The sequence below is a fragment of the Burkholderia arboris genome (assembly GCF_038723655.1).
GTDB lineage: Bacteria > Pseudomonadota > Gammaproteobacteria > Burkholderiales > Burkholderiaceae > Burkholderia > Burkholderia arboris.
Window position 1 is genome coordinate 787,762 of the sequence record NZ_CP109823.1, and the last position, 23,653, is coordinate 811,414.

A 23,653-nucleotide genomic window follows, 5' to 3' on the forward strand; every position below is an offset into this window, starting at 1 on the left:
CTGAATGGCACGGTACGCCAGAGACAGGTCAGCGACATAATCACACGGTTGCCAACGCGTCCTCCCTCAGATCCACCGTCATATGCAACATGATGTGGCCCCCCCTCTCCGATCCACACGGACGTGACGTCGAACTGCGCAACTGATCGGACTCGGCATCGGGCTATGGCGCCCGATGATCCATTCAGGCCGCCCGGACAAGACGAGAGCGACCGCCGCAAGCAACAGGCTGCATGAGACCACCACGATCGAATTTAATCCCCGCGCGTGCCGGATCACGACGCCGCCGATCCAGGCGCCCGCGGCATTCCCGATGTTGAAGGCGCAGATGTTGAGCGTCGCACCCACGCCCTTTGTGTGACCGCCGCGTTCATCACCGACGCCTGCAATACCGGAACAGCAGCAAAGCCCGTCATAGCCCACAAGAAGATAATCGCGCCCGCGGCCGACGGGTCATGACCCAGCCTGAAGAAATGCAGCGTCAGAATGGCCAGTCCGGCGAACGAACCGATCTTCACATTGCGCAACCCTCGCTCAGCCAGCCGGCCACCCAGTACACCGCCGACGGTCATTCCCAGCCCGATCAGTAGCAGCACACCGGCAACCTGATGGGCGTCCAATCCTGTCACACCACGCAGTATCGGAGCAATGTAGGTGAAGAAGCAGAAGATTGATGCGGCAAACACCGAGGTCGTCGCGAGGGAATGCAGCATGCCGCGGTTCAGGAACTGCGCGAGCGCACCGCCAGGCACCCTGTTCGAATGTTCGTCGTCTCGCGGCACCAATACGTGCAGACCGACGGACACAAGCGTGCCGAGCATGGCCACGCTCGCGAACACTGTACGCCATCCCGTGTATTGACCGATCGCCGTGCCGAGCGGAACCCCGACGATATTGGCGACGATCAGGCACGAGAACATCAGCTCGATTGCACAAACCGCGCCGCCGTTGCCAACCAGCGTCGTCGCAACGACCGAGCCCACTCCAAAGAATGCGCCTTGCGACAGCGCGGTCAATGCGCGGGCGACGAGCAGCATCAAATAGCTGGACGACAACGCGCACGCGATACTGCCCAGCACGAAAATCACCATCAATACGATGAGTGTTCCGCGGTTGGACAATCGGCGATTGAAAAGCGTCGCCAGCAACGGTGAACACAGTGCCACGCTGAGAGCATAGCCGGTTATGAGCCAGCCGGCCGCCGGCACCGAGATCACGAGACCCGCGGCGATATCAGGTAGCAACCCGAGCACCACCAGTTCGCAGGTTCCGATGATGAACGTTCCCAGGAACAAAACTACGATTGAAGGTTTGAACATACTCGTCTGGAAAGACGACCCGGGCTACGCCGCGCGACGCATCGCGTTAAATCCGCATAGCGACGTGCGGACGCGCAACCGATGCGTTTACACGAACCCGGGGAAGGCACGCTAGCGAGAAGCGGGCCTCGCGGTTCGACATGGGCGACCAGGTATCTCACCGCTCGAGAAACAGCACGATCGAATTCAGATCTGGGCCGTTCCGCCATCGACGTAGAGTGCACTGCCGGTCACATAGCTACTGTCGTCGGATGCGAGAAACAGCGCGGTATCGGCCACCTCGGTCGATTGCCCCATGCGGTTGAGCGGCGACTGCGTGGCCACCGAATCCTGAATGGCCCTCACCTGTTCCTGCGTTTCCGCGAAACCGTTCCAGCCCGGCGTCACGATCGGGCCGACCATCAGGACATTCGCCCGAATGCGCCGCGGCCCAAGTTCGTGCGCCCAGCCGCGAACGAAGCTGCGAATCGCGCCTTTCGTTCCGGCATATACACTGAAAGCCGGCGTACCCTTGTCCGCCGCGTTCGACCCGGTCATCACGATTGACCCGCCATCGCGCAGCAGCGGAAGCGCCTTTTGCACCGTGAACAGCGCCCCCTTCACATTGATCGAGAACAGGCGGTCGAAGTGCGCTTCCGTCACATGCTCGAGCGGTACGAACTCGCCGATTCCGGCATTGGCCGCGACGATATCGACGCCGCCCGCACGCTCGCGCACGACCTGGTAAAGCCGGTCGAGGTCGGCCAGTTTCGATACGTCACCCTGGACCGCGATCGTGTCGCCGCCGATCTCCTTCACCGCAGCGTCGAGTTCGACCTGCCGGCGTCCCGTAATGAACAAGCGAGCACCTTCCAGCGCGAACCGCTTCGCGATTGCAAGGCCAATGCCGCTGTTGGCGCCGGTCACCACGGCGACTTTTCCTTCAAGCTTTCCCATCTGTTCACCCGTTGATTCAAGTTATCGAAAACGTGTCGCCAATATATGGCGACGCTAAGCAACAATATCGATCCGGCGAACCTTGAAAAAGCGGCGAACCTTCAATTCATCATTCAGGATTTCACAATAGTTTTCACGCGAGGAACGACATGCGGCGAGGACCAGTCACTCGGTACCCATCACATTTTCTCCATGGCAAGGGTTCCGCCGTTCTCGAGCGTCGCCAGCAGCCGCCACCTTGCTTCATCGTTGAACTCCCGATGCAATGCCAACCGGTCGGCGCCGAACGACAGCATGACGTTGGCGCAAATCAGTACGCCGCCTGGCCGCAATGTGCGACGCATGGCGGCGACCAGTTCGACGGTTGGGGAAAATCCGTCGAAGAACGCGACGTCATAGACCTGATCGGGCACGGTGCGCATGACATCCTCGAACTTTCCCGGATAAACGAACACCCGGTCGGACAAACCCATTTCCTCGAAATTCTTCCGCGCGATTTCCACGTGGGTCGGATCCATTTCGATCGTATGGACCGTTGCGCCAGGTGCGCCGGTCGCCATGCAGGCTGCCGTGTAGCCGATTGCACACCCCAGTTCGAGAATGCGCTTCGGCTGAAGTTTTTTCATCAGCATGCTCAGCCTGTCTCCATCGTCGAAGACATAGGCCCCGCACCGGTGCTTGATCTGATGACGCCGAGTCATCATATAGATATCCGAAACTTTCATCTCGCCTTCCATCCATCCTCCGCGAAAATGCCGACCTGGTGCAATTTGAAGATTTTTGACCCCTCTCACGGAGACTAGGCGGATCGCTAGCGAGCGATATCACGAATCCACTCCGATTCCTTGAGCACGTCGAAATCCCATTGCACGAAAACCCTGACTCTCGACGCTGGCGGATCCGCCTTGCGCTACAGCACGTACACCGGGGCGTGCGGAATCCGGTCATCGAGCGCGACTTCCTCGAGCACGCCATGCGCGAGATGTTCGGCCACCATCAGTCTCGGCGCCATGATCAGACGGATTCCCTGGACCGCACAACAAAGCAGGTTTGCGCGGGAACCCAACACGGAGATCGGGTGACTTTTCCGCGGAATATCGCTGACTTCACAGTCGCATTCGATGATTCAGTTCGTTGGCTTGCCGGTATTGCCCGAAACACGCAACCCCTGAATTGCCGATTCATATCATCCAGCGTCGCCGGTTTGGCATTTCGCTGGAAATACGCCAGCGCGCCACAAATCACGAACTCCATGTACCCGACCTTTCCCGCCATCATGGCGTTCTCGCCGATCTGTCCTGTCCAGATCGCTCAATCGGCACCGTCTCGCTCGGCTCGTCACCGCGCGGTACCCAGCAGAGGTTGGATATCCGAATTCAGATCGAGGAACTGATGCAGGATCGGGATAGTCAGCTTATTGGCAATGGCGGCAGGCATCGATGTCCTCAGACTCTGGCTGTCACACGCGTCGCGATCCCATCCATCCAGCTTCGCCAGCATCCGGGTGCAGAATGTGTAATACGCCTCCCGCTCGTCGGTCAGGCTGACGCGCCTCGCCGCCCTGACGACGAGGTGCACATCATGATTGTCGTTGAGCTGCTTGTGCGTGACCGTCACGGTCGTTGCCGGCATACCCAAGCCTTCAGCCGCACGCGTCTAGCTCCCCATCTCTACAATTCGACTGAATACGTGAATATTTCTCAGCTTGTCCGTTGCCACCTGTCGGGCAGCCATGTGCATTCAGAACCGCCGCGAATCCGTCCCGATCAGCTTCTTTTCAGTCATATGCTTCATGCTGCAAATTTTTCGGAAGCGCATGAAGTTCACCAAACTCATTGACTTTCCGCCAGACGCGTCGGATCTGCGCCATTCTCCCAGCGAAGCCCGTCACGCGGAATGCGTCATTTCTGTTTTCTTAATTCGGAAAGCGTGAAGAATCGCCTCGTTTCCTTGCCGACAGTGCGCGCCGGCCGTGCTGGCCGGTCTTGGCTGCCGCCATTCGCGTCGGCCACCGCCAATCGCTGCTTCGCCATGAACCCGCTACCGCCCTGGGCAGCCGCGCACACCCGATACGACTTATGCAAGAATGCCGAACAATCGAGTTCGGATGTCGCGAATCGGCGCAACAGGAGGCAGGATGGACCGCCTACGGGCAATGAGGGTATTCGTGCAGGTCGTGGATGCCGGTAGTTTCAACGGTGCAGCCGAGAGCCTCGGCTTGCCAGCCGCCACTGTTACCGTCGCGGTGAAGGATCTCGAAAAGGCACTGGGCGCTCGCCTGCTCAATCGCACGACCCGCAGTTCGAGCGTCACACAGGATGGTGCTGCGTACTATGAGGTCTGCAAACGTGTTCTCGCCGATCTGGATGAGGCCGAGGCACTGTTTCACGATCGGGCTCGCCGCCCGCAGGGGCGGTTGCGTATCGACGCACCGCCATCCATCGCCTACCGGATACTCATCCCGAACCTTGCCGAATTTCGCGAAACCTATCCCGGCATTCAACTGTCGATCGGTATGGGTGACCGCCCTGTCGATCTCATACAGGAAGCCGTCGATGTCGCGATCCGAGTCGGCACGCTCGAAGATTCGTCCCTCGTCGCCCGCAGGCTGGGCAGCGTCGAATTCGTCATTTGCGGCTCGCCCGGCTATTTCGCCCGAAACCCCGCACCCGAGACGCTGGCGGACCTGCAGCGCCATCAGGCCGTCCGCTATTTCTCGACGCAAACCGGCCGGCAGGTCGACTGGACGCTCGATATCGACGGCGAGCAGCGCGCGCTGGACCTGATCGAAAGCGTCGCGGTGAACGATGCCGACGCCTATCTGCAATGCGGCTTGCACGGTCTCGGACTGATCATGACACCCCGCTTCATGGCCGCCCCGCATTTGGCGACGGGGGAACTCGTCGAAATACTGAGCGACGTAGCGCCGAAGCGGATGCCGGTTTCTATCGTCTATCCGCAGAGCAGAATGCTGTCGCCGAAGGTACGCAGCTTTGTCGACTGGGTGGTCGGCGTGTTCGAGCGCACGTTGCTAGCCGGCCGGAGCGACGGATAACGACGCAGAATATTTTGATTATTCACCACCCTACCTGTCGTGCGGCGAGCTCGCCGTACGGCAAGCCCGCTCAACCCGCAGAGATCGCAACGCCACATGTCGCGCCGGCATCGTCGGAAACGAGCAATACGAACGGGCAAGTCTGCGGAACCGACGGTGAACTCGGCATCGTCGCACCGCCGGTCACGCGGGCAGCGCAGCGATATGCGTCAATGCACCGGCAATGGAATCGGCACGTTCCTGCGGTCCGAAACTGAGCCCGTCCGCACGTACGAATGTGATGTCCGACAATCCGATGAACGACAGTACGGCCTTGAGGTAACTTTCCTGATGATCCAGCCAGACGAGATCGGTCGAATCGTAGACACCGCCGCGTGTCGACGCGACATAAGCCTTCCTGCCCGGGGCAAGCAGGCCTTCCGGCCCATGCTCGCCATAGCGGAAGGTCTTGCCGGCAATCACGACCCGATCGATCCATGCCTTGAGCGGCGACGAGATCGAGAAGTTGTACATCGGCGCACCGATGACGACGATGTCGGCAGAAATCAGTTCTTCGATGTAGGCACGACTCGCATCGATTTCTGGCTGCAGGATCTGACTCTGCACCTGGCTGCCCGACAGGGCTGCGAGCACGGTGCCGGTCAGATGCGGCGGCAATTCCCGGCCGAGGTCGTGATAGACGACGTCGGTCACGGGATGAAGTGCTTTCAATCGGCCGGCGATTTCGCCGGAAAGCCGTCGGCTTACCGAGTTTTCGCCCAGCGCGCTCGAATCGATATGTAGGAGTTTCATGGTGGGTTCTCCGTGAGGTTCGCCGGCTTCCGGCGACAAAGACAAGCTGCTTGCGTAACGAGTCATTCGATTCTTCTCGAGGATAAATTCATGCCTCGACCGTCGCGTCCCGATCAAGGCTCGCCCGCCCTGCACCATTCAGCACCAGCGCGAGCAGGCCTCCAGCCATCGAGAGATTCATCATGAAAAAGGTTTGCTGCGTCTGGTCGCCGCCGCCATGAAAGACGATCGCGGCAATGACTGAAAATATCGCGAGACCCAGCGCGGCGACGCGCGTCATCAAGCCGACGATCAACGCGACGCCGCCGAGCACTTCAACGAGAATGACGATCGGTAACAAGCCCTCCGGCACTCCCATGTGCTCCATGTACTGTTGCGTTCCCGCATAGTTGAATATCTTGCTGATGCCGGCGCCGACGTAGACACCGGCGATCAATATGCGCGTGACTACCGACAGGACTACGTTGATCGCCGGTCGTGCCACGAATCCACTCACCGACCTGTTGATGTTTCGCGCCATCTTCACTCTCGCTGTTCGATTTGCCTTGCATGAAATCCCGCGTGACCCGTTGCCTCACGATCGACAACGGTTGACGCAGGCCGCCTCGACGGACGAATACACGACTGGCGTCCATCGCCGCGAGCCGTCGACACCTGCCGAAAGCACGCGCACCCGATCAGGGTTGCCTGCAATGTAGCGGCCGGCAACGATCGCCTCAATTGGCTAACATCGATCGTTAACATCGATTTTCTGGATAGAAACCATGGACCGCAGTCCAAGCCTCGACCAATTGCGCGCGTTGATCGCGGTCGCGGAGACCGGCAGCTTTTCGCAGGCAGCCAGGCGACTCGATCGTGCCCAGTCGGTCGTCAGCTACGCGATAGCGAATCTGGAGGCGCAACTCGGCCTGCCCGTATTCGAGCGCGGCAAGCGCCGCCCGGTCCTCACGCCCACCGGGCATGCCGTGCTCGCCGACGCAAGGCGGCTCGATCTGCTGATGGGGCAGCTGATGGCGAAGACCGCCGGATTGAAGGCCGGCATCGAAGCCGAACTGTCAGTGGCAGTCGACGTGATGTTTCCACTGAACCGCTTTACCGACGCGCTCGCGGCTTTGGCACAGGTATTCCCGACCGTTTCCCTGAACCTGACCGTCGAGGCCTTGGGCGGCGTTCTCCAGCTGGTTTCGGATGGACATTGCGTGCTCGGCATCAGCGGTCCGATCGCAAACTGGCCGGACGCGATCGAATCCGAAGCGATCGGCACGATTGAGCTCGTCACGGTCGCGGCGCCCGATCACCCGCTTGCCCGCGCGACAGAACCGATCGACATTTCGAACGCGCGGGAGCATACGCAACTTGTCCTCACCGATCGCAGCAAGCTGACGGACGGGCAATCGTTCGGCGTGTATGGCACGCGCGTGTGGAAGATGGCAGATCTTGGGGCGAAGCACCGGCTATTGCTTTCGGGCCTCGGATGGGGTTCGATGCCAAGGCATCTGGTCGAGCAGGATCTGCGGGACGGAAGGTTGATCATCGTCCGTCTGTCGGACCGGCAGACAGTCAATTACAGCGTATCGCTGATCCGGCGCGTCGATCGTCCCAGCGGGCCCGCTGCCAGCTGGCTGCGCGAATACCTGCGGCGTGCGCATGACTAACCGCCATCGTTCCACGATCGGGGAGAGTCCGCGAACCGACGGCCAGGAATTGCGCGGTCAAGAGACAGTGTTGACGCTCACCCAGAATTAACCCACCCAGGACTGTAGTTTTCATCGAATTTTGACCCACGTGATTGAATGCCATGCTCAACCTTTGAGCAGGGGATACAGTGGTGATCACGGTGAGCATGCTGCCCAAAATCAGGCGGATGCAGATCATGCACCATCTCGAACATGCAGCGGAAATGATCGGGCGCTTTCTGACAGTCCATCAGGACGGGCATTAGTTCGGGCCGTTCAGCGCGCAATCCGTCGGGCACCGGCCAAGCATGCCTGGGAATCGTCGGCGGATCGTGAAACGCGAGCGATACGAGTGGCACACACATAACCCGCAGCTTCCTACGAGCACTCCGCGCAAGACGCTATCGGTGATGCAGCTGTACACCGTCAGCGGAACCGCCCTCTCTATGCGGCCTCGCTCTCCAGTAGGAGCAGGTTGTCGCATGAGATTGTCAGGGATGCCTCGCTCGCTGGCGACGCCGTCGACTTTTCCATGACGCCTTCACTACCCGCCTGTGTCGGTGAGTATGCGCTAAAGACAGCGATCATGCTTACGGCTACCACAGTTACGGGGAAAGTCAGGATGGCGGCTGCCGCCATTGAACGCCTAAGAATGGTGTCGGAACGACAACGAGTCGGTCAACAAAACGAGGGAGCCGCAATCGCGCCGGCCGCGCTGAGCACGTTCGCCCGAATCGGGCTCAGCGGTCTTATTTTCTTGCGACCCTAAAAATCGCCAGTTGTATTTATGTCAAATATTGACCCTCGTGGACTGTGCATGCTTCGGCTGGCGTCTGTTTAAGCAATTATGTTCCCGCCTTTAAAGTAATTTTGTTCCCAGCCTTCTGGACGAGAAACCAGCAACCGGCTAGGCGACATCACGACTGACGTCCGCGGCGCGGTGTGACTCGAGGTAACCCGCAAAGAAGCAAAGCCCGGACGCGTCGTGCTGCCGCCACTCGCGCGCGCGACACCTTACGGCGTGCGCTGAAGGCGCGTGGCTTGCCGGGCATGCGTCCTCGCTGGCATCCGGCCGCGCCATCGGTGGCAGTCCTAACTGGGGACCATCGGTCAAGAAGCGACGCCGGCACTGGCATCAGTGCGTCGCACCAAAGGCAGATACTTGGGGGGTTTTTCCGGGAGACCGCGGAGCGCATAACCACGCGCAATCCAGCGCACGCAGAGAAGCTACGGCGTGCGAGCCCGCACTGGCTGCGTCATACACACGCCACCCACACGCTGGAGGCCGGTGTGGAACTGGTTATCGTGCGTGACAACCTGCACCACGCTTCGGTGGCAAAAACGTCCGCCTATCTCCATGGGAAAGAGAGGTGAAACGCACGCGCCAAGTCGGCGGAGCCTTCTGGCGTGCGCCGCGCCAATCCCATCGCCAGAGCTTTCCCCGCCCTGCCCGGTAGCCGTACGATTCGTCCGGAATACGGTTGACGGCAAAACAATCCCGGCACAAGAGGTAGTGGCGGGCTCGGTCGACGTTCAGTCGCGTACGCTCATGTTCCGTTTTGATGCCGCAGGTCAGGTGCGCACGTGATCGCCCTGTAGTGGTCTAATGAATCCAGACACTGATTTAGGCGAGGATGCTCGTCATGAAGAGGGTCTGATGACCAGACAACGTCGTTCGTTTTCCCCGGAGTTCAAACAGTAAGCTGCAGGGCAAGGCGATTACGCCGGATCAACAACGTATCCGGGTGCTCGGTCTGTTCTCGCGAAGAACCGCAGGCTGGGCGTTCTCGGCACGCTCTGACGCCGACCTGGTCGTGCAAGCATTGGACATGGCCTATGAGCAGCGCGGCCGACCGCAGGGGTTGCTGTTCCACACAGATCAAGGTGGTCAATACGCCAGCCGGAAGTTTTGTCTGCGCCTGTGGCGCTATCGGACTGACGCTCCCGTCGCCGCACCGCGGAATCGCATCAATCAACCCGCCCTATTCCCTGGATGCTCCGGCATCCAGCAGAAATCCCGTGCTGGACGGGGCGCCAGTCGTTGCACCCATCCTCACATAGATCTATAGCGCCGTACGGCATCCGATCGCGGCCGGTGCGGCGATTCGACGAACTGAGCTCGCGCGCCCCGCCTCAGGGTATTCCCGGTAGGATCATAGGTTTACTTGTTGCGTTTTGTAATCATAAAATGCATTCCGCGCCGCAATTGTCGTCGGCCACGGGGCGCACCCGATGCAGTTCCGCGTGAGCCGCTCTGAGGGAATCAGCCCCGCCCCGCGGTGACGGCTCCCTCACGCGCAAGCGAAAGTGCGAAGGCATAACTCGGACGCGGGAGGATGTAGTCGCGATCTTCGAAGTGAAATCGACTGATAGCATAACTAATCGTAAACCATTGCTCGGGTCGGACTGGATCTGGTCGTGGCTAGTCGGCCGCCCTTTTCAAGTCGAACTTCACACGCAGGGGCGTTTCAGCACCCTGCCGTCCGACGAGCAAGCCAACAAGGAGACAAGTCGTGCAACGAACCGTGCGGACTATCGCAGGGGCTGTATCGATCCTGCTTTCTCTGTACGCGGCGAATGCCGCCGCGGCAGAAAAGATCACCATTATCGTCGGTGGTATCAACAAGCTTATTTACCTGCCCGCGAAGCTTACTGAGTCACTGGGCTACTTTCGCGATGAAGGCCTGGATGTCGACCTGCAGTCGCAGCAAGCTGGTGTTGACGCAGAAAACGAACTCGTCGCCGGCGCAGCTCAGGCGGTCGTCGGCTTCTACGATCACTCGATTGATCTCCAGGCAAAGGGGAAAGAGATCGAGAGCATTGTTCTTTTCGGTCTCGTACCAGGCAGCATGGAAATGGTTCGCACCGATATGGCGCCACAAATTCGGAACATGGGGGACCTCAAGGGCAAGACGCTCGGCGTGACCGGACTGGGTTCATCGTCGGCCTTCATCGGACACTTCCTTTCGGCACGGTATGGATTGAAGACTTCGGACTATTCGACGCTGCCCGTAGGTGCGGGGAACGCCTTGCTTGCGGCAGTAAAGCAACGCCGAGTCGAGGTTGTGTGGAGCACGGAACCCACGACTTCATTGCTGCGCGCGACCGGGGACGCGAAGGTCCTTGTCGATCTGAGCAGCGTCGACGGGACGAAGGCGGCTCTTGGGGGCTTGTACCCGGCATCGAGCCTTTACGTCCAGCGGACTTGGGCCGACACCCATAAGAGTGACGCACAGAAGCTCGCGCGGGCATTTGTCCGGACGCTTCGATTCATCCAGACTCACTCGGCGGAAGAGATTGCGAACAAGATGCCCGCTGACTACTACGGCGGCAACAAGAGCCTTTACGTGAAGGCCCTTCAGGCTTCGATGCCGATGTACTCGCCGGACGGGAAGATGCCTGCTGGCGGACCTGAAACCGTTTTGAAGGTGCTGAGCGAGTTCAATCCGAACATCAAGGGTCGACACATCGATCTCTCCAGGACGTTCACCAACGAATTTGTCAATCAGGCGCAGGCGCCTCACTGATTACCCCTATCCGCTAGGCCAGTAGGCTCGCCTCAAAGGAGCGAGCCTATTACGCATTCATTAAATTAGGAGTACATCACAACTTAAAGACCATCATTTCAGACAAGAGCAGTTTCAACTCATCACTTATAAATCACTAGACCGCCAATAGCTCCACAAATGAACAAAACATTGCTTGCACTCGCCACGCTCGGCACGTTTGCATGCGTTGCGCACGCCCAAAGCAGCGTCACGATGTACGGCATCATTGATGAAGGGATCAACGTCAATAGCAACGTCGGGGGAAAGCACCTGTACAGCATGGCCAGCGGTGTCATGCAAGGTAGTCGATTCGGCCTGCGCGGAGCCGAAGACCTGGGCGGAGGCCTCAAGGCGATCTTCACGCTCGAGAACGGGTTCGACGTGAACAACGGGAAGCTCGGCCAGGGCGGGCTGTTGTTCGGACGACAGGCCTATGTCGGTCTGCGCAGCTCGCAATTCGGTACCATCACCCTTGGTCGACAGTACGATTCGATCGCTGACTACGTCGGCCAGTTTGAAGTCGCATCGCAGTGGGGTGGCAATGTCTCAGCCCACCCCGGCGATCTCGACAACTTCAACAATACCTACCGCAACAACAACACGATCAAGTTTGCGAGCGCCGACTACTCGGGGCTCAAGGTCGGTGCGACCTATAGCATCGGTGGTGTGGCGGGCAATTTCTCTCAGAACCAGATCTGGTCCTTGGGCGCCGGGTACAACAATGGTCCTCTCGCCCTCGGCGTCGCATACCTGAATGCGCGCACACCCTCGAACGCCGGCGGACTTTTCGGTAATAGCACGTCGACATCAACGGCCGCGGCGGTCACGACGCCCGTCTACTCCGGCTTCGTCAATGCAAACTCGTACCAAGTCATTGGCGCCGGTGGCGCATACACCCTCGGTGCGGCGACGCTCGGAGTCACGTACTCGAACATCAGCTTCCGCAATCTCGGCGCGAACGGAGCTACGATCTATCGACACGGCGGCAATGCGAGCTTCAACAACGTCGAAGCAAACTTCAAGTATCAGTTCACCCCCGCACTCCTGGCCGGCGCGGCATTCGACTACACCGATGGTGGCGACGTGACGTTGGCAAATGGTACAAATCAGAAGGGCAGCAAGTACTTCCAGTATTCGATGGGTGTGGACTACTTCCTTTCGAAGCTGACCGACGTATATGTTCTTGGCGTGTACCAGCATGCGTCCGGAATTGGCTCGACGGGGAAAGCAGCTGTTGCCGCGATGAACACCCAGTCGGCCTCGGGCAATTGCAACCAGCTCCTCGCTCGCATCGGCATTCGCCACAAGTTTTAAGCGAGCAGGTAGTTGATCCTCCTTACCGGCGTGCAGTGCGCCGGCAAGGGGCAACGCGAACGGATATCGGCCTGGGATTCTGCGCGTGATCAATGCTCGGAGGTCCCGAGATCCCGCCATGCCATGGCTCGATCGGCGATACGCAGTATCGCGGCCGCCTCAGGCGCCGACAGGCGCAGCCCCAAACCCTTGCGTCCCCCTTAAAAAAGGGGCGAGTCACATTGTTATCCGGCCCTCTCACAAACCAACGCTGAATCGCGCCAAGTTCGACGCAAATGCAATCGCGCCAACGATCGCCAATCCCTTCACACCTGTAAGGAACAGCACTCAGGGCGGTGTAAACACTGAACAACTGCTTTCTTGATTGCGTTTTATGATCATAAAACGCTATACTCAAATCTCGAGGCGGGCTTCGTGCTAGACCCATACCGGAAATCGACGTCATGCGCGTCACGAACTGGATGCCCGTCTCCCCATATCAGCCCTGGCGTCGGCATACGCGGCGCCCCCCCCCTTTTTCTGATCGGAGACGCAGCATGACCCTGAAGACCCCCTCGGGCGCAGCCCTTCTCAAGCCGGAAACGCTCCCGACGCATGAGCGCGGCGGCGGCGCCCGAACGACGCCCCTCGTTTCGCGCGACCTGGGCACGACCAGCTTCATCACGGGATACACCTCGTTTGATCCGGGCGTGGAGATCCCCTTCCATAGCCACAACTGCCAGGAGAGCGTGGTCCTCATGGAGGGCGAAGCGATTCTCGACATTGATGGTCTCGAGTACCAACTGAAGCCTCACGACGTCACGTTCATTCCGCCGAACGTCAATCACCGGTTCCGCAACCTCTCGAAAACGAACCCGATGAAGATCCTCTGGATCTACGCCACACCGGAAGCGACCCGCACGCTCACAGCCACGGGCCAGACGAATCCGGTCGCTGCCGAGCACGCTAACCGCTGATCGAGCGCTTCGGGGTAAGCGAATCACTGGGTCGCTAGGCCGCGTTGCGTCAGGATTCGTGAATTCTCGGACCCAATTTTATTGTTCTGCACTGCTATACGACGCATCACCGCCTTTCTGGAGACCACTTGGCGCTCCACGGCAAGCGACAGTTACTCGAGCCTCGGGCACAGCATCGCCAACTAAATTTTCGGCATCGTCAGGAGATTCAAATGCCATTCACCGTTCAAGCAGAAGGGCTCACCGAATTTGGTACGGCAATTCTGGAAACCTTGGGCGTGCCCCGACAAGACGCGCATCTGCTGGCCGACAGTCTGGTTACGGCCGAGCTTTGGGGTCATTCCTCTCACGGGATGTTGCGCCTTCCCTGGTACGTTGAACGTCTCCGCACGGGTGTCATGACCGCCGTGACTGCTCCTGAAAGGGTGCTTGATGGCGGTGCCGTCTCGATTCTCGATGGCCGTCACGGCATTGGTCAGGTGCTAACGGCGACGGCCGTTCAACTCGGTATCGAGCGAGCGCGCCAATACGGGATCAGCGCGGTTGGTGTACGCAATTCGAACCATTTCGGCACCGCCGCGTACTTCACGCGCGAATCGGCCAAGGCTGGGTGTGTTGCCTTCCTCGCCACCAATGCCAGCCCCGCGATGGCGCCGTGGGGTGGCCGTGAAAAGAGTGTCGGCACCAACCCGTGGTCGATCGCTGCACCGGGTGGCCGCCGTGGTGTCGCGGTGATGGATATCGCCAATACCGCGGTCGCGCGGGGCAAGATCTACCTCGCCGCGGAGCGCGGAGTGCCAATCCCCGATAACTGGGCTGCCGACGAGCAGGGTGTTCCGACGACTGACGCCAGCCAGGCGATTCACGGCCTCATATTGCCGATGGCCGGGCATAAGGGGTACGTCATCTCGTTCATGATGGATGTCCTTGCTGGTGTACTGACCGGCAGCCATTTCGGGTCGAACGTTGTCGGCCCCTACGACGCCACGAAGCCGAGCGGCTGCGGTCATTTGCTGATCACGATCGACATCAAGTCGATGATGCCGGTTGGCGAGTTTGAGCACCGCATGGAGACCTTGATCGACGAGATCAAGGACGTGCCGAAGGCCCACGGCGTCGAGGAAATCTTCTTCCCGGGCGAGCTCGAGGACCGCAACACCGAGAAGCTGCGCGAGACTGGAATCACGCTTGCGGACAACACCTGGCAAAGCATGATCAAACTCGCCGAAGAAACCGACACCCAGCTGCCTCTTCCCGCACACGCTTAATCCCCAGGAGCATTGAATGATCGCGCTTATCGTTTCCCTGAACGTCCACCCGGAACGCCTCGAGGACTTTCTCGCGGCAATCAAGGAGAACGCCACTCGCACGTTCTCCGACGAGCCCGGCTGCAAGTATTTCGACGTGACGCAGGACATCAAGGATCCGCTCCATTTCATCTTCTACGAACTGTACGAAGACGAGGCGGCGATCGACGCGCACCGCGCGGCGCCGCATTTCGCCAGGTGGCGCGAAGCGGCCGACCGGTGTGTGGTGAAGGGCAGTCAGGTCAACACGCTGTGTACCCAGCTATTCCACCACGCCTAATCATGCTGCCGCGTGCAATCAATGCGTGCGGAGAAAGAAGGATCTGAAGGATCAAGTCATGACACTCGTAACTACTACCGTTAATCCCGTCAACGGCGAGGCGCTCGAAACCTATCAAAGCTGGAGCGCCGAACGCATCGACGCTGCCGTGGCCGCTGGCCATGACGCGGCCCAGTCTTGGGGCAAAACGCCGCTCGCCCAACGTGTCGCTGCCGTCCGGCGGCTCGCCGAAGAACTCCGACGTCAAGGCCCGGCGCTCAGCCAACTCGTAACCGTCGAAATGGGCAAGATCGCTGCCGAAGCTGCGGGCGAAGTGGAGAAGTCCGCCGTCACGGCGCTCTACTACGCAGACAATGCGGAACGCATTCTCGGCGACGAGAAAGTCAACATCGAAGGAGTCGACGCGTGGGTGAGCTACGAACCCATCGGTCTCGTGCTCGCTGTCATGCCCTGGAATTTCCCCGTATGGCAAGTCATGCGCTTCGCGATCCCGTCGCTGGCTGCTGGTAACGGCGTGATCCTAAAGCACTCGCCGAACGTGACCGGTTGTGCGTTGGCCCTCGAGCAGCTTTTCGTCGATGCGGGATTCCCGAAGAATCTCGTCACCAGCTTGGTCGTCGCTGAACCGGATGTTCCTCAGGTTATCGACACCCTAATTCGTGACGACCGCGTCGCTGCTGTGACCCTGACCGGCTCGAACCGCGCCGGGGCCGCCGTCGGCGCCGCCGCGGGGCGTGAATCCAAGCGGTCGGTGCTCGAGCTGGGTGGCTCGGACGCATTCGTCGTGCTCGACGATGCGGACGTACCGCGCGCGGTCGAGGCGGCTGTCAAGGCTCGGTTCAATAACGCCGGCCAGAGCTGCGTGTGCGCAAAGCGCTTCATCGTTTCGGAGGCGATTGCCGAGGCATTCACCGAGGAGTTCGTGAAGAAGGTTGAGGCCCTCGTAGTCGGCAACCCCGCCGACTCGGGCACGCACATGGGTCCTCTCGCGCGAGCGGACTTGCGGGACGCGCTCGACAGTCAAGTCAAGCGTTCGCTCGACTCTGGCGCGAAGTTGCTGACGGGTGGCAAGGCGATCGACGGCCCGGGTTATTTTTACGCGCCTACCGTCATTGGCAATACCGCACCAGGTGTTGCAGCGTTCGATGAAGAAACCTTCGGCCCGCTCGCCGTTATTGCTGTCGCGAAGGACGATAGCGATGCAATCCGTTTGGCCAATGCGACCCAATTCGGCCTGTCGATCAGCATCTGGTCGGCGTCCACGGATCGGGCCTTGGCTATTGCCAAGGGCGTCACGACCGGCGCAGCGTTCATCAATGCGATGACTGCATCCGACGCGCGCGTACCGTTCGGCGGCACGAAGAAGTCGGGGTATGGCCGCGAGCTCGCAACGGCAGGGATTCGCGAGTTCACGAATACGCGAACCTACTGGGCGGCCCAGCCGAAGTAAGCCGCGCGTCGCGATATCGAAGAACGGTCCCTGCCGCATCGGCAGGGATCTCGCCATTTCCGCTCGACATCTCGACCAGTCCTGCGCCGATCGCGGGACGCTAAGCGGTGCGTATGTGCTCTTCAGATCGCCGATCGCACTGGCCTTCCCTCTCAAACAAAGGCCCGTACATTCGAATTTCGAATTCCGGCGACCTTGGCCGTACGCGCGCAAGAGCCCGAAGTGAAGCGCGGGCGGCTACCACCGAGATCCAGCAGGTCGCCAATCACTGCTGTACGTCAACCGTAACCGATCGTGAATTGCAACCGGGCCACCAAGCGCCATGCGGCTAGGCTCGTGCTTTCCGTCGTTTGCAGGAACCCTCCGATGCCACGGGCAACGAGGTAGTGCAGCTTCGCGTCTGGATCGAGATCCCGTTCGACCGATTGGCTTCTTCCCTGAGTTGTCCAGGCCGGATTGACAGCACTCGAACTCCGATTCGCCCCGTCCACGTGCACGTTGACGCCGTCCTCGGCAGGACACTGCTCGCTTCGCCGCATGGAAGGCAAATCCGGCGATCGGCTAGGTTGGCCTGAAAGGTTGTGAATGGTCGTAGGTGAAAGATGTCGGATCGCTGAAGGCCAACGACGTTTCTGACCGGTTTCGGGAACGCGCACCGCGCAAGGTAGCGAACAAGATGGTCAGGAACGACGCGAGCGGTACCGGGAGGCGGATGGTACCGATCGGCGGCATGTCTGCGACCGCCGTTCGTCCGGGAATACCGTGGACTGTAGGCGCCTTCCTCGTTTCCCGTGCTGCCGTCTACTGCAACCGTGACGGGGCACTAGTAGTGAGGGGTAGGCGAAACGAGGGATGTCACTGGCACTGGAAGACTTCGCGAACGAGAAATCGCCTTCGCTTGAGCCCTGTCGGACCGAGCACTCGAGCACGACGAGATTGGAATTCTGGCACTGAAATGGGCGGGCACGTGAATGCGCCCGCCCCTGCCGATCACGGGTGTGCGGAAACTGGAGTCTGTGTATGGGAGCTCTGGCCAACCACCGGCGAGCGCGTCATGGTCATCACCACGACCGCACCGACAAGAAGGAGAAGGCCGGCAATGCCAAACGCCCAATCGTAGCTGCCCGTGGCCTGAATCACGTAGCCCGTCGCAATCGGGGCAATCATTCCAAAGATATTCCCCCCGACGACCACGAAGGCCATTGCCTTGGCGACGTGCTTCGCGCTCGGCAGCAGATCATTCAGCAGCGCAAAGTTCAGCGAAGTCGTCGACGCGATTCCCGCCAGGGCGATTGAGAAGATCACGAGCAGCGTGGCGAGACTTGTTGTGAATGGGACCGCAAGGATTGCGGAGCCGGTGAGCATCGCCATTGCAACCGCATTGCGGCGCCGGCCGGATCCAACGCCGCTCTTTTTCAGGTGTCGATCGCTGAGTCGGCCGACAGCGATGCACAAGAGCACTGCCGCGGCATAAGGAACCGCTGCAAGAACGCCCGTGTGGGCGAGCGTCAGATGGCGCGTCGACTGCAGATAGCTCGGCAGCCACGTCAGGAAAAGATACTGCGTATAGACGTTACAGCCTTGCGTGATCGCCAAACCCCAAAGTGTGCGTGACCGGAGCAGCGTGCGCAGGCCGCCGGCGGTACTCGTATCCTCTTCGTCGACGACGACCGGGGTCGAACTGCGCTCACGGAGAATCTTCTCTCTCTCCTCTGATTGCAACCACCGCGCCTTTTCCGGCGAATTGAAGAAAACGAGCCACGCCGCAAGCCACACGAACCCGATGCCCCCAGCGATAACGAACGAGAGCCGCCACCCGAAGGCTGCAACCAGTGCGCCGAGGAGCACCGAACAGATGGCCGGGCCAGCATACGAGCCACTATTGAACATTGAGGTAACCATCCCGCGTTCGCCGGCGGGGATCCACTGTCGGATGACCTTGGCGCCAACCGGATTGCTGGTTGACTCACCCGCCCCCATCACCAAGCGCGCGACCATCAGACTCGCAAAGCTCGTGGCGGCGCCGGTAAGGGCTGTCGCCGCAGACCAGACGAAAATGCCGATCCCAGCCATTCGCTTAGTCCCATACCGGTCGATTAGGTAGCCCATCGGCAGGAGGAATAGCGCGTAGCTCCAGATAAACGAGGAGAACAGGTAGCCCATGCCCACCGCGGAGAGGTTGAACTCATGTTCGATCGGCTTTGCAGCGATCGAAAGGGCAATTCGGTCCATGTAGTTGATCATGGAGAGGGAAAACAGGAAGACGGCGATCCATCCTCGGCGATACGACATGATTTTTCTCCAGCTGCTCTGGCGGTATCGAGCCTGTCCCCGAAACCGCTTTAAGTGTTTTGTGATCACAAAATGCACTTTTGGGTTTAAAAAAACGCCGCGGGCGTCGCGGCGTCTCCTACCTGTTCAATTTCACGATTCTTCGGGGAATACCTCCTGAGCGCGCACCTTCGCCCGGCGCGCGCCATCGATATGCTCTCGAAGCAGCGTCGCGGCCCTCAGCAGATCGTTTTGGGCGATAGCATCTAAGATGGCAAGGTGCTCTTTCGCTTGCCCCTGGCGCGGCTTGCGAGCTCTTGCCTGCCGATACTCGACAAGGCGACGCAAGCGGTCCATGCGACGGACGGATTGGGCGATAAAGCGGTTGCCCGACCATTTCGCGATCGTTTCGTGAAATTCGCTGTTGGCCTCGAAAAGCTCGACCGAGTTCATCGTGAGGTAGCCGGAGCCGGCGATGAACTCCTGCCGCCGGCGCAACTCCTCAAGCTCCACTCGATCAGCTTTGAACATTGGCGACATGACGCCGGTCGGCTCAATGGAGGCTCGGAACAAGTAGCTCTCCTCATACGCGTCCACCGAATCAATCATCGGCATGAATTGCCAACCATGCCCGACCTGCCGCTCCAACCAGCCCTCTTCCTGCATCCTCGACAACACACGTCGCAGTTCGCTGCGCGAAACATCGTACTGGCGCATCAGGTCGGCTTCTGTGACCACGTCAGGAAGCCGGCGCGAAAGACGATCGTCAGCGATCTTCAGGTACAGCGGATTGTCGGGTTCGTTGAAGAAGTGCTCGGCGACCTCCGTCACATCGCGGGCTGGCTGCGCCATGAAAAATCCGCGATTCGCGTCGTAATAAACGACACCGAGCGTCGCCAGATGGTGGAGCGCAACATTCACCGGCGTGCGGGACGTGCCGATTTTTTCGGCAAGCAGGGATTCCGCCAATCGGTCCCCAATAGCTAGATCTTCGCGTCTGGCGAGGGCAATGATTTCCCGTGCGACACGCGTCTGCAAGGGGGTAAGGATCGGGCTTTCGACAGAGCTGTCCATGTGTTGTATGGGCGACAAATGGCCGTTCACCACGGCTGCGTGAGCCGAGGCCAAACTGGTGTGAACAAGCGATTTTGCCATTGCCGCACTCCTCGTGAGTCTCCCTGGCGCTCTGCTCAGGGTAACCACCTGCCTCAAATGCATTTGCGTATTGCGTTTTATGATCATAGAATGCATAAACACGAAACGCAAGCGATGCTTGCTTGCCTTGGAGAAAACCCCGATGTTCGCTTTTTTCGGTCACCGGATGCCCCCACGGCCGGCGCAGTCGGCCGCCGCGGCCGCTCGCGAGATCCTGCCTCTGCAGCTGGCCGTCAGCGACAAGGCTGTCTAATCATGGAACGCACTTTCGCTTTTGTAGGCTGCCGAACGACCCGCGCGCGCAACGCCGAAGGAACCGGCATCTCCGTTTACGAGATCAGTCCATCGGGGAGCTGGCAGCATCTTCAGACACTCGAGCCGTTGGTCAATCCAAGCTTTCTTGCGTTAAACCGGGCACAAGACCGGCTTTATGCCGTGCACGGCGACGAGAATGAAGTGAGCTCCTATCGATTCGATTCCAACTCAGGGCGCCTCAGCGCCTTGAACGTGCGTTCCGGCGTGGGGCGCAATCCGGTGCATCTCGCGTTCTCGCGCGACGGTTCGTCGCTCGTTATCGCTGGCTACGCGACCGGATCTTTGACCCGGGTGCCGATCGCCAGCGACGGCTCGCTTGATTCCCCTTCACTTCCCGTCGTGCTCGAGGGGCGCTCTGGACCGCATCGTGTGGAACAGGTATCGTCCCATCCACATCAGGTGCCGCGCTACAGCACTCGCATGACCGACAGTGACTGGTACATCGTTCCGGACAAGGGACTCGACACGGTCTTCGCCGTCAGATGGTTGCCCGATGGCTCGTCTGTAATCAAATACGCCCGGGCACGCGAAGGCGCTGGCCCCCGACATGCGGTGTTCCATCACGAGCAGCCATATGTTTACGTCGTCAACGAGCTCGACTCAACTCTGACGACCTGGTCGTTCGACGCTTCCACTGGCGATCTCACGGCGGTGAACACCGTTTCGGTAATTCCCGAGGACTACCACGATTGGACCCGAGCTGCGGGGATCGCGATCGCCGCTGACGGCCGGACGCTGTACGTCACGAACCGGGGTCACGATACGATCGCCACCCTTCGCCTCGATTCCGTTACCTGCCTCCCTACCGACGTTGCGTGGACGCCAACCGGGGGATTGTTTCCGCGGTTCCTATGCCTGGGCCCAGACGACAAGACGCTGTATGTCGCGAATGAAAACTCACATTCGATCGTTCAGTTCACGCTCGAATCCTCCAGCGGGCTACCCATTGCAACGGGCCGCCGCGTTGAAACTGGAAGCCCGGTTTGCATTGTCTTCGCTCGCTTCGGCGTGTAGTTGACGGTGATTAATGGCGCTGCCCACTTCGAGACGGGGTATTGATTTGCGCCACGTTGGCAAGGGGCGTCGTTCACAACTGCCGGGTACCAGCGGACCCTAAAGCGCGGACGTGACTATAGTCGCTCCTAACTCAGAATGGCGAGATGAGCGAATTTCGCCTTGTCATTCTGCATACCTTATTAAATACCACGACGGTTTCTCGTCAAACTTGAGATTACATAGGAGACGTCACATGCAACAAGCGAGAGAACTCTCTTCGGATAGCGCCGACATCCGTAGAAGCAGCTTCTGGCCTTACGGCTGGTGGGCAATAGTTGAAGTGCGTATCGGTATTATTCCACTGCCGATCTACCTTCTCCTGATCGCACTCGTTGCTGGCTTCGTTACGACGGGCAAGGTTCCCGGTGAAATATCAATGGCGATCGCGGTTCTCGTGCTCTGCGGTTTCACTTGTGCGGAGATCGGGAAGCGCATGCCCATCTTCAACAAGATCGGCTCCGCTGCGATCGTCGCCACGTTCCTACCTTCGTTTCTCGCGTTTCATCAGTTGCTTCCTGCGAAGTTGATTGGCATGGTGACGAACTTCACGCATGTCAGCAATTTCATGTATCTGTTCATCGCGTCGATTATCGTGGGCAGCATCTTCAGTATGGACCGCGAGGTGCTAATCCGAGGATTCGCGAAGATCTTCTTTCCGCTCGCCGCAGGGTCCATCGTTGGCGGTATCGTCGGAACCATCGTGGGAACCGTACTCGGTCTCGGGACCAAGCACACCCTTCTCTACATTGTGATCCCGATCATGGCGGGTGGCGTTGGCGAAGGGGCGATTCCCCTCTCCGTCGGCTATTCGGAAATCATGAAGATGCCGCAAGGGCCGATATTTGCGGAAGTCTTGCCCGCCGTCATGATCGGCAGCTTGTGCGCGATCCTTTTCTCGGGGGTCCTCAACTGGATCGGTGAAAAGCGGCCGCACCTGACCGGACGCGGGACGCTACAGTCGGCTGCCGATCTGCCGACGACGCCAGTCGCAGAATCGATACCGTCGACTCCCGATGTGAGCACTGTCGCTGCAGCTGCCATTACCGCCATCTCCCTGTACCTGGTAGGCCTCCTCGGACATCGGCTGCTCGGCTTGCCCGCCCCCGTGGCAATGCTCTTCATCGCCGTCTTCATCAAGGTCTGCAGGCTTGTTTCTCCGAATCTCGAAGGCGGTGCACGGATTGTCTATCAATTCTTCTCGACCGCTGTCACCTACCCGTTGCTGTTTGCAATCGGAACTGCAATGACGCCGTGGGACAAGCTCGTCGCTGCCATCAATGTCGCGAATGTCGTCACCATCGCCAGCACTGTGGCGGCCCTGATGGGCACCGGGTACCTGGTCGGAAAGTGGTTGAAAATGTATCCGATCGACACCGCGATCGTGAACGCCTGTCACAGCGGCCAGGGCGGCACCGGCGACGTTGCTATTCTTACGGCCTGTAACCGCATGAGTCTCATGCCTTTCGCACAAATTGCCACCCGAATTGGCGGAGCGATCACGGTCACCTTTACTCTGCTGCTCCTCGCACGCATGTATTAATCGGGGGGCGCCAGGCGCAAACTGCTCCACCTAAATAATCGATTCGTGTAACGCGGCGCCCTTTGCAGGCGCCCTTTTATTGCATACCTCGGATACTCCTCGCTCGCATCCCGTTAGAGTCTACGAATCGTACGCCACCAGCACGTCACTACGAATACTTGGACCGGCGCTTGCCAACAAGGGACCACGCTACCCGACTCTCATCAACGGCGGAGCTTTGACAGGCGCACCCCAGACTCTCTCCGCGTCGTTGGAGAACGCAGCCATCACCGCGCCACCGCCATCGCCTCTCGCCCCATGATCGAGGTGCGCTCGTGTACCAGCTCCCACCCAGCCACTGAAGGTGACGCGTCGCCAGCAGCATTACCGGACCTGGGGTACGTCAGAGCACGCGTGGTCTATACAGCCCCCCCCCGAAGACGCCCTCCGCTTCGTTAGCGACTGGCAGACTCTAACCCATTGTTTTGTCGGGATAATTATTTGTAGCCGCAAGGCAATGCCTTACCAGGCCTAAAGGCGTCTAACCGGAAAAACGCATGGAAATCAAAGGAACCCCGATACCCCGCCGTTTTATTTGGGGCCACAATGAAAAGCCATATCAGGCTTGAAGGCGGCTAACCGGAAAAACGCAAGGGGATCAAAGCCCCCCCCAAAGCGACGTAACAATGCTTGACGTTCGGACT

Annotated in this window: 19 protein-coding genes and 1 pseudogene; 12 read left to right on the top strand and 8 right to left on the bottom strand. The window is 59.5% G+C overall.

From position 1 onward, the window contains the following. Positions 1-275 precede the first annotated feature (275 nt). The 4 genes from OHZ10_RS36180 to OHZ10_RS36195 all read right to left on the bottom strand — a co-directional run bounded on the left by OHZ10_RS36180 (position 276) and on the right by OHZ10_RS36195 (position 3,887). Positions 276-1,319 carry an MFS transporter gene (locus tag OHZ10_RS36180; RefSeq protein WP_342706078.1) on the bottom strand — a complete coding sequence of 348 codons (1,044 nt, stop codon included), beginning with the start codon at positions 1,317-1,319 and terminating at the stop codon, positions 276-278. Positions 1,320-1,505: 186 nt separating this feature from the next. Further along, positions 1,506-2,255 carry an SDR family NAD(P)-dependent oxidoreductase gene (locus tag OHZ10_RS36185; protein ID WP_342706079.1) on the bottom strand — a complete coding sequence of 250 codons (750 nt, stop codon included), beginning with the start codon at positions 2,253-2,255 and terminating at the stop codon, positions 1,506-1,508. A 179-nt stretch (positions 2,256-2,434) separates the two neighbouring features. Next, the gene (locus tag OHZ10_RS36190) at positions 2,435-2,992 is read right to left on the bottom strand and encodes an O-methyltransferase (RefSeq protein WP_342706080.1); all 558 of its coding nucleotides are present in this window, start codon (positions 2,990-2,992) and stop codon (positions 2,435-2,437) included. Between the two features lie 601 nt (positions 2,993-3,593). Beyond that, positions 3,594-3,887, bottom strand: coding sequence for a hypothetical protein (locus OHZ10_RS36195; RefSeq protein ID WP_342706081.1), 294 nt, complete (start codon positions 3,885-3,887; stop codon positions 3,594-3,596). A 505-nt stretch (positions 3,888-4,392) separates the two neighbouring features. Between OHZ10_RS36195 and OHZ10_RS36200 the strand changes: the two genes are divergently transcribed. Continuing rightward, positions 4,393-5,310: a LysR family transcriptional regulator gene (locus OHZ10_RS36200; RefSeq protein ID WP_342706082.1), complete on the top strand. Its 918-nt coding sequence runs from the start codon at positions 4,393-4,395 to the stop codon at positions 5,308-5,310. Positions 5,311-5,493: 183 nt separating this feature from the next. On the opposite strand, the gene OHZ10_RS36205 is transcribed toward OHZ10_RS36200, so the two are convergent. Both OHZ10_RS36205 and OHZ10_RS36210 read right to left on the bottom strand, forming a co-directional pair. After that, positions 5,494-6,102, bottom strand: coding sequence for an FMN-dependent NADH-azoreductase (locus tag OHZ10_RS36205; RefSeq protein ID WP_342706083.1), 609 nt, complete (start codon positions 6,100-6,102; stop codon positions 5,494-5,496). 88 nt (positions 6,103-6,190) lie between these two features. Further along, the gene (locus OHZ10_RS36210) at positions 6,191-6,622 is read right to left on the bottom strand and encodes a DoxX family protein (RefSeq protein WP_342706084.1); all 432 of its coding nucleotides are present in this window, start codon (positions 6,620-6,622) and stop codon (positions 6,191-6,193) included. Between the two features lie 244 nt (positions 6,623-6,866). Here OHZ10_RS36210 and OHZ10_RS36215 point away from each other — a divergent pair, with 244 nt between their 5' ends. The 9 genes and pseudogenes from OHZ10_RS36215 (at position 6,867) to OHZ10_RS36255 (ending at position 16,633) form a co-directional block, all read left to right on the top strand. Next, positions 6,867-7,757 (top strand): LysR family transcriptional regulator, encoded by an 891-nt coding sequence (locus OHZ10_RS36215; RefSeq protein WP_342706085.1) that lies wholly within the window; start codon positions 6,867-6,869, stop codon positions 7,755-7,757. A 1,071-nt stretch (positions 7,758-8,828) separates the two neighbouring features. Then, a complete protein-coding gene (locus tag OHZ10_RS36220) occupies positions 8,829-9,152 on the top strand; it encodes a site-specific integrase (RefSeq protein WP_342706086.1) in 324 nt (107 codons plus the stop codon). A gap of 371 nt (positions 9,153-9,523) precedes the next feature. Further along, positions 9,524-9,847, top strand: a pseudogene (locus OHZ10_RS36225) (DDE-type integrase/transposase/recombinase); the annotation flags it as partial. A 444-nt stretch (positions 9,848-10,291) separates the two neighbouring features. Beyond that, the gene (locus OHZ10_RS36230; protein ID WP_342706087.1) at positions 10,292-11,305 is read left to right on the top strand and encodes an ABC transporter substrate-binding protein; all 1,014 of its coding nucleotides are present in this window, start codon (positions 10,292-10,294) and stop codon (positions 11,303-11,305) included. A gap of 159 nt (positions 11,306-11,464) precedes the next feature. Beyond that, entirely contained in the window at positions 11,465-12,640 is a 1,176-nt protein-coding gene (locus OHZ10_RS36235; protein ID WP_342706088.1) for a porin, read from the top strand. A gap of 536 nt (positions 12,641-13,176) precedes the next feature. Beyond that, positions 13,177-13,596 (top strand): cupin domain-containing protein, encoded by a 420-nt coding sequence (locus OHZ10_RS36240; RefSeq protein WP_342706089.1) that lies wholly within the window; start codon positions 13,177-13,179, stop codon positions 13,594-13,596. A gap of 212 nt (positions 13,597-13,808) precedes the next feature. Next, positions 13,809-14,864 (top strand): Ldh family oxidoreductase, encoded by a 1,056-nt coding sequence (locus OHZ10_RS36245; RefSeq protein WP_342706090.1) that lies wholly within the window; start codon positions 13,809-13,811, stop codon positions 14,862-14,864. A gap of 16 nt (positions 14,865-14,880) precedes the next feature. Continuing rightward, a complete protein-coding gene (locus tag OHZ10_RS36250) occupies positions 14,881-15,183 on the top strand; it encodes a putative quinol monooxygenase (protein ID WP_342706091.1) in 303 nt (100 codons plus the stop codon). Between the two features lie 58 nt (positions 15,184-15,241). Next, a complete protein-coding gene (locus tag OHZ10_RS36255) occupies positions 15,242-16,633 on the top strand; it encodes an aldehyde dehydrogenase family protein (protein ID WP_342706093.1) in 1,392 nt (463 codons plus the stop codon). A 990-nt stretch (positions 16,634-17,623) separates the two neighbouring features. Here the strand turns inward: OHZ10_RS36255 and OHZ10_RS36260 are convergent. Both OHZ10_RS36260 and OHZ10_RS36265 read right to left on the bottom strand, forming a co-directional pair. Next, positions 17,624-18,925, bottom strand: a complete 1,302-nt coding sequence (locus OHZ10_RS36260; RefSeq protein ID WP_342706094.1) for an MFS transporter — start codon at positions 18,923-18,925, stop codon at positions 17,624-17,626. 132 nt (positions 18,926-19,057) lie between these two features. Next, positions 19,058-20,059, bottom strand: coding sequence for a GntR family transcriptional regulator (locus tag OHZ10_RS36265; RefSeq protein WP_342706095.1), 1,002 nt, complete (start codon positions 20,057-20,059; stop codon positions 19,058-19,060). A gap of 255 nt (positions 20,060-20,314) precedes the next feature. Between OHZ10_RS36265 and OHZ10_RS36270 the strand changes: the two genes are divergently transcribed. Together OHZ10_RS36270 and OHZ10_RS36275 are read left to right on the top strand one after the other, a co-directional pair. Beyond that, on the top strand, positions 20,315-21,388 hold the full coding sequence (locus OHZ10_RS36270) for a lactonase family protein (protein WP_342706096.1): 1,074 nt from the start codon (positions 20,315-20,317) through the stop codon (positions 21,386-21,388). Positions 21,389-21,623: 235 nt separating this feature from the next. After that, entirely contained in the window at positions 21,624-22,970 is a 1,347-nt protein-coding gene (locus tag OHZ10_RS36275) for a 2-hydroxycarboxylate transporter family protein (protein ID WP_342706098.1), read from the top strand. The last annotated feature ends 683 nt before the right edge of the window (positions 22,971-23,653 follow it).

Bases quoted from the DNA above. Each gene is read 5' to 3' on its own strand.
- OHZ10_RS36240 (WP_342706089.1), top strand. From the start codon at position 13,177: ATGACCCTGAAGACCCCCTCGGGCGCAGCCCTTCTCAAGCCGGAAACG.
- OHZ10_RS36270 (WP_342706096.1), top strand. From the start codon at position 20,315: ATGGAACGCACTTTCGCTTTTGTAGGCTGCCGAACGACCCGCGCGCGC.
- OHZ10_RS36255 (WP_342706093.1), top strand. From the start codon at position 15,242: ATGACACTCGTAACTACTACCGTTAATCCCGTCAACGGCGAGGCGCTC.
- OHZ10_RS36205 (WP_342706083.1), bottom strand. From the start codon at position 6,102: ATGAAACTCCTACATATCGATTCGAGCGCGCTGGGCGAAAACTCGGTA.
- OHZ10_RS36235 (WP_342706088.1), top strand. From the start codon at position 11,465: ATGAACAAAACATTGCTTGCACTCGCCACGCTCGGCACGTTTGCATGC.
- OHZ10_RS36250 (WP_342706091.1), top strand. From the start codon at position 14,881: ATGATCGCGCTTATCGTTTCCCTGAACGTCCACCCGGAACGCCTCGAG.
- OHZ10_RS36210 (WP_342706084.1), bottom strand. From the start codon at position 6,622: ATGGCGCGAAACATCAACAGGTCGGTGAGTGGATTCGTGGCACGACCG.
- OHZ10_RS36185 (WP_342706079.1), bottom strand. From the start codon at position 2,255: ATGGGAAAGCTTGAAGGAAAAGTCGCCGTGGTGACCGGCGCCAACAGC.
- OHZ10_RS36245 (WP_342706090.1), top strand. From the start codon at position 13,809: ATGCCATTCACCGTTCAAGCAGAAGGGCTCACCGAATTTGGTACGGCA.
- OHZ10_RS36195 (WP_342706081.1), bottom strand. From the start codon at position 3,887: ATGCCGGCAACGACCGTGACGGTCACGCACAAGCAGCTCAACGACAAT.
- OHZ10_RS36200 (WP_342706082.1), top strand. From the start codon at position 4,393: ATGGACCGCCTACGGGCAATGAGGGTATTCGTGCAGGTCGTGGATGCC.
- OHZ10_RS36275 (WP_342706098.1), top strand. From the start codon at position 21,624: ATGCAACAAGCGAGAGAACTCTCTTCGGATAGCGCCGACATCCGTAGA.
- OHZ10_RS36215 (WP_342706085.1), top strand. From the start codon at position 6,867: ATGGACCGCAGTCCAAGCCTCGACCAATTGCGCGCGTTGATCGCGGTC.
- OHZ10_RS36260 (WP_342706094.1), bottom strand. From the start codon at position 18,925: ATGTCGTATCGCCGAGGATGGATCGCCGTCTTCCTGTTTTCCCTCTCC.
- OHZ10_RS36190 (WP_342706080.1), bottom strand. From the start codon at position 2,992: ATGGAAGGCGAGATGAAAGTTTCGGATATCTATATGATGACTCGGCGT.
- OHZ10_RS36180 (WP_342706078.1), bottom strand. From the start codon at position 1,319: ATGTTCAAACCTTCAATCGTAGTTTTGTTCCTGGGAACGTTCATCATC.
- OHZ10_RS36265 (WP_342706095.1), bottom strand. From the start codon at position 20,059: ATGGCAAAATCGCTTGTTCACACCAGTTTGGCCTCGGCTCACGCAGCC.
- OHZ10_RS36220 (WP_342706086.1), top strand. From the start codon at position 8,829: ATGCGTCCTCGCTGGCATCCGGCCGCGCCATCGGTGGCAGTCCTAACT.